The organism is Xanthomonas sp. LMG 12459, assembly GCF_009192905.1.
Taxonomy (GTDB): Bacteria; Pseudomonadota; Gammaproteobacteria; order Xanthomonadales; family Xanthomonadaceae; genus Xanthomonas_A; species Xanthomonas_A sontii.
On sequence record NZ_NSGT01000113.1, the window covers coordinates 1 to 4,728 of the forward strand.

3 protein-coding genes and 2 pseudogenes are annotated in these 4,728 nt (G+C 69.2%); 1 reads left to right on the top strand and 4 read right to left on the bottom strand.

All coding sequences use genetic code 11. The features are described 5' to 3' along the window. The 3 genes and pseudogenes from recO to CEK65_RS20015 form a co-directional block, all read right to left on the bottom strand. Positions 1–423 (bottom strand): DNA repair protein RecO (recO, locus tag CEK65_RS20005; RefSeq protein WP_152182770.1); only part of this gene is annotated, 423 nt, incomplete at its 3' end. Positions 424–741: 318 nt separating this feature from the next. Continuing rightward, positions 742–1,647, bottom strand: a complete 906-nt coding sequence (gene era, locus CEK65_RS20010; RefSeq protein WP_152182771.1) for a GTPase Era — start codon at positions 1,645–1,647, stop codon at positions 742–744. Continuing rightward, positions 1,644–1,772, bottom strand: a pseudogene (locus CEK65_RS20015) (putative dsRNA-binding protein); the annotation flags it as partial. The pseudogene CEK65_RS20015 and the gene era, both read right to left, overlap by 4 nt. A gap of 267 nt (positions 1,773–2,039) precedes the next feature. Here CEK65_RS20015 and CEK65_RS20020 point away from each other — a divergent pair. Beyond that, entirely contained in the window at positions 2,040–4,214 is a 2,175-nt protein-coding gene (locus CEK65_RS20020) for a TonB-dependent siderophore receptor (RefSeq protein ID WP_226980662.1), read from the top strand. Between the two features lie 273 nt (positions 4,215–4,487). Here the strand turns inward: CEK65_RS20020 and CEK65_RS20025 are convergent. Continuing rightward, a pseudogene (locus CEK65_RS20025) lies at positions 4,488–4,728 on the bottom strand (DNA repair protein RecO); the annotation flags it as partial.

The following is a 4,728-nucleotide window of genomic DNA, read 5'->3' on the forward strand; positions in this document are numbered from 1 at the left end:
CGCCTCCAGCAGGTCGCGCTCAAAGCAGCGCAGCGACCAGGCCAGCGGCGCTTCGGCGGCCAGCCGCGCGCGCACCCGCGCGTACGCCAGATACAGGTCCGGCGCCGGATCGTCGCGCGGCGCCAGACGCAGCGTCAGTTCGTTGATGTAGAAGCCGGCCAGCATCGCCTCGCCGCTCAGCCGCGGCGCCGCATCCATCGCCTCGGCCTCGCGCAGTTGCGCCAGTTCGCCGCGTCGCTGCGCGCTGAAGCGGATCGACTGCAGCGGCTGCAGTGCCGCGCGCAAGGCCTGCTTCTTCGGCCCGTGCACGCCGCGGGCCAGCACGCCGAGCCGGCCATGGTGCACGCTCAGCACCTCCACCAGCAGGCTGGTCTCGCGCCAGGGCCGGGCGTGCAGGACGAAGCCGGGTTCGTGCTCGATCAAGGCGGGGAGTGGGGATTCGGGAGTAGGGATTCGTAGAAGCGGTAGGTCGAGGGCGGAAGCTTTGCGAGCAACCGGTAGATATCGGGATTCGGAACTCGGGAAGCTCGCAAGTGCGCAGCCATGCCGCTTTTCTGTGGGAGGGGCTTCAGCCCCGACGCTTTATCGGTAGAGCGTCGGGGCTGAAGCCCCTCCCACAGAAAACCTTGCAAGAGCCGGCCATCCGAGGAACGTCCCGAATCCCGTCCTTCCACAGCCGCAGGCTAGTCATCCCGGCTTCCAACAGCCGCAGGCTGGTCATCCCTAATCCCGAATCCCGGCTTATTCCCCGTACCCGAACGCCTTCAGCGCCGCCTCGTCGTCGGACCAGCCCTCGCGCACGCGCACCCAGGTCTCCAGGAATACCTTGGCGCCGAACAGGCGTTCCATCTGCTGGCGGGCCTTGGCGCCGATGTCCTTCAGGCGGGTGCCGCCCTTGCCGATCACGATCGCCTTCTGGCCTTCACGCTCGACCCAGATCACCGCGCCGATGCGCAGCAAGGCGCCGTCCTCGGCGAAGCGCTCGATCTCAACGGTGGTCGCGTACGGCAGTTCCTCGCCGAGCTGGCGCATCAACTGCTCGCGCACCAGTTCGCCGGCCAGGAAGCGTTGGCTGCGGTCGGTGATCTCGTCCTCGCCGAACATCGGCGGCGCTTCCGGCACCAGCGCCAGCAGGTCGCGCACCAGCGCCTCCAGGCCCTTGCGCTTGAGCGCGGAGATCGGATGCACCGCGGCGAAGCTGCGGCCCTCGCTGACCTGCTGCAGGAACGGCAGCAGCACGGTCTTGTCCTTGAGCCGGTCGACCTTGTTGACCACCAGCACCACCGGGATGCCGGCGTCGCTGAGCACGTTGAACGCCAGCGTGTCCTCCTCGTCCCAGCGCCCGGCCTCGATGACCAGCAGGCCGGCGTCCACGCCCTCCAGCGAGCCGCGCGCGGCGCGGTTCATCACCCGGTTCATGGCGCGCTTCTGCTCGCGGTGCAGGCCGGGGGTATCGACCAGCAACAACTGGCCGGCCGGGAAGCTGGCGATACCCAGCAGCCGGTGCCGGGTGGTCTGCGGCCGATTGGAGACGATGCTGACCTTGGCGCCCACCAGGGCGTTGGTCAGGGTGGACTTGCCCACGTTGGGGCGGCCGATCACGGCCACGCTGCCGCTGCGGTAAGGGGGAGTGGCTTGTTCGTTCACTTGCTCGAATCCAGTTGCTCGATAGCGGCGGCGGCGGCCTGCTGCTCGGCCAGGCGCCGCGAGGTGCCCTCGCCCTCGGTCACCAGGGCGGGCTCGGCGAGTACGCAGCGTACCCGGAATAGCTTGCCGTCTTCTGCAAGAGTCGGCGTACGAGCGGCTTCAGCCGAGACCCGGCGCTGGACGTTGCCATGAGGGCCCAGAAGGCGGCCGCCCTCGCCCCGGCTGCTCTCACCGATCTCCGCGCGCGATAGCGAAGGCAGCGGCGCCGCCGCACCGGCTCTGGCGATGCCGAAATTTGCAAATGAGATTATTTCTCATATAAATTAACACCCCGAAAACATCGTCGGACCAGCCATCGCCCCGTCCGGTCACTACCGCCACAGGGGCTTCTCATGCATCAGACCTCACGCCGCCGGCAAGCGCCGGCACTGGACACGCTCGCCGGCGCGTTGCTGGCCTTTCTCGCCGCCTCCACCGCAGCGAATGCCCAGGACGGCATCGACGCCTCCGCGACCGGCGATGCCCGGTCATCGGCCGAGGCCACGCAACTGGACACGGTCATGGTCAAAGGCCAGCGGCTCAGCCTGGACCTGCAGCAGGATGCGGCGGTCGGCGCGCTGGGCACGTCGCGCCTGCTGGATACGCCGTTCTCGGTGAGCCTGATCGAAGAACCCGAGATCGCGCGGCGCCAGGCCACCACGCTGGGGCAGATCTTCATCAACGATCCATCGGTGTTCGCGGCCGAGCCGCCGGCCACCACCAACTGGTGGGGCACGCAGATCCGCGGCATCGGCGTGCGCAATTTCTACGTGGACGGGGTGCCCATGCTGATGGAATGGGGCGGCGAGTTCCCGCTGGAAGCGGTGCAATCGGTGCAGGCGCTGAAGGGCCTGGGCGGCTTCATGTACGGCTTCGGCGCACCGGGCGGCATCGTCAGCTACCAGACCAAGCGCCCCACCGACACGCCACTGCTGGCCACCACGGTTGGCTACCGCAACGACAGCGTGTTCTCGGCGCAGGTGGATGCGGGCGGCCGTGCCAATGGCGCCGACTCCTTCGGCTACCGCCTCAACGCCGGCATCGAACGCGGCGACGCGTACAACGGCGCGGGCATCGACCGCAAGACGATCGCTCTTGCGGTCGAGCAACCGATCGTCGAGGGCCTGACCTGGCATGCCGAACTGGTGCACGAGCGCAACACGCTCGAGCACGAGCCGCTGTACTTCTATTGGGATGCCTACCAGGGCACCCGCCTGCCCCGCCCCACCAGCGACGACGACAAGATCCGCGTCGACGGGGCCTACTACGAGACCGCCCTGCTGCACGCGACCACCGGCCTGAACTGGCGCATCGACGAGCGCTGGAGTGCGGCGCTGAGCCTGGGCGGCAGCCGCCGCCGGCACACGTCGCACAAGATGTTCGCCAATCTGCTGAACGAAGCGGGCGACTACGCCGGTTTCGCCTACGACTTCGGTGCGGTGCTGCGCAACAGCGTGGTGCAACTGCTGGTCAACGGCCGCGTCGACACCGGCCCGGTGACGCACGCGTTGGTGTTCGGTGCCTCGGTGCAGCGCAGTTGGGACCAGTGGAGCAAGGCGTTCTACTGGAGCAACGACTTCGATGGCAACCTGTATCGCCCGCAGTCCTTCCGCCCCACCCGCCGACCGGACTACAGCCTGGCGCCGGTCAGCGCGGACCTGCGCCAGAAGGCGGTGTTCGTCAGCGACACCCTGCAGTTCGGCGACCACTGGCGCGCCATCCTCGGCGCGCGCCACGTGGATTACCAGCAACGCGATCTGGATGGCGACGCGTCGGTGGACAGCGGCTACCGCACTTCGGTGACGACCCCGACCGTGGCGCTGATCTACAAGCCCATCGACGACGTGTCGCTCTACGCCAGCTACGTGGAGGCGCTGGAGCCCGGCAGCCGCGTCGGCACCGATGCGCTGCCCGCCTATGCCAACGCCGGCAGCGTGCTGGCGCCGACGGTGAGCAAGCAGTATGAACTGGGCGCCAAGCTGCAGAGCGGGCGCTTCGCGCTGACCACCGCCGCGTTCCGCATCGAGCGCGGCGCGCAGATCGACGCCTACCGCGACGGCCTGCGCTACCTGACCCAGGACGGCCTGACCCTGTATCGCGGGCTGGAAGTGATCGGCAGCGTCGGCGTGACCGAGGATCTGGAAGTGGGCGTCGGCGGACTGTGGATGGACCCGCGGCTGGAGGATCTGTCGCCGGACAACGCGGCCCTGCGCGGCAACCGCCCGGCCGGCGCTGCACGCCGGCAACTGCTGGCCAATGCCACCTGGCGCGTGCCGGGCGTGCGCGGCCTGAGCCTGCACGGCAACGTGCGCTACTCCGGCGATGCCTACTACGAGGATCAGAATCGCGTGCTCATCCCCGGGCATACCGTCGCCGCGGCCGGCTTCCAGTACGCCACCACGCTGGGCGGCTACGACGCGTTGCTGACCGGCAACATCAACAACCTGTTCGATCGCAGCTACTGGAACCAGCACACGCTGGGCGAGGCACGCAATGCGGCGCTGAGCCTGCGGATCGATTGGCGCTGAGTACGCCTGCCGCTGCCGTGGCCCCGCGTGGCGACGGCGGCGACGGGCAGCGGCGCTGCGCGGCGGCGTGGAGGTCTGTGGTCGTGACGGAAGCGACCGCAGGCGCGGCTTGAGCCGCGAAGGCGTTACCGGCAAAGCCCGTCGCCGCTGAGCCGGCAAGAACGGACAAGAACCGCTTCTACGGAGCAAGCCGCATCCGGTTGGGCGTGTGACGAACGCAGCTCACTCGGGTGTCCGCGTGGCGGCAGCGCTCGCGCCGTCGATCCGCCGCACTCACGACGCCGCGGAAGGCGGCGACCGCGGCGACGCTTCCGGTGTGGATGTCGACATCGGATTGCGCTGCGCATCCGGCTCGGCGTCCGGCTCCGGCGTCGCCGCGGGCACTGCCGACGCCGGCATTGCGACGACGCCGGGTGCAGCCGATCCCGGCGGATCGTCCTGCGGCGGTTCGGGATCGGCGACCGCCGGCGCGATGCCCGCGGCGCTGGCGCTGCGCTGCCGCGCCAGGTCCTCG

Coding starts and splice junctions, on each gene's coding strand:
- CEK65_RS20020 (WP_226980662.1), top strand. CDS start 2,040: ATGCATCAGACCTCACGCCGCCGGCAAGCGCCGGCACTGGACACGCTC.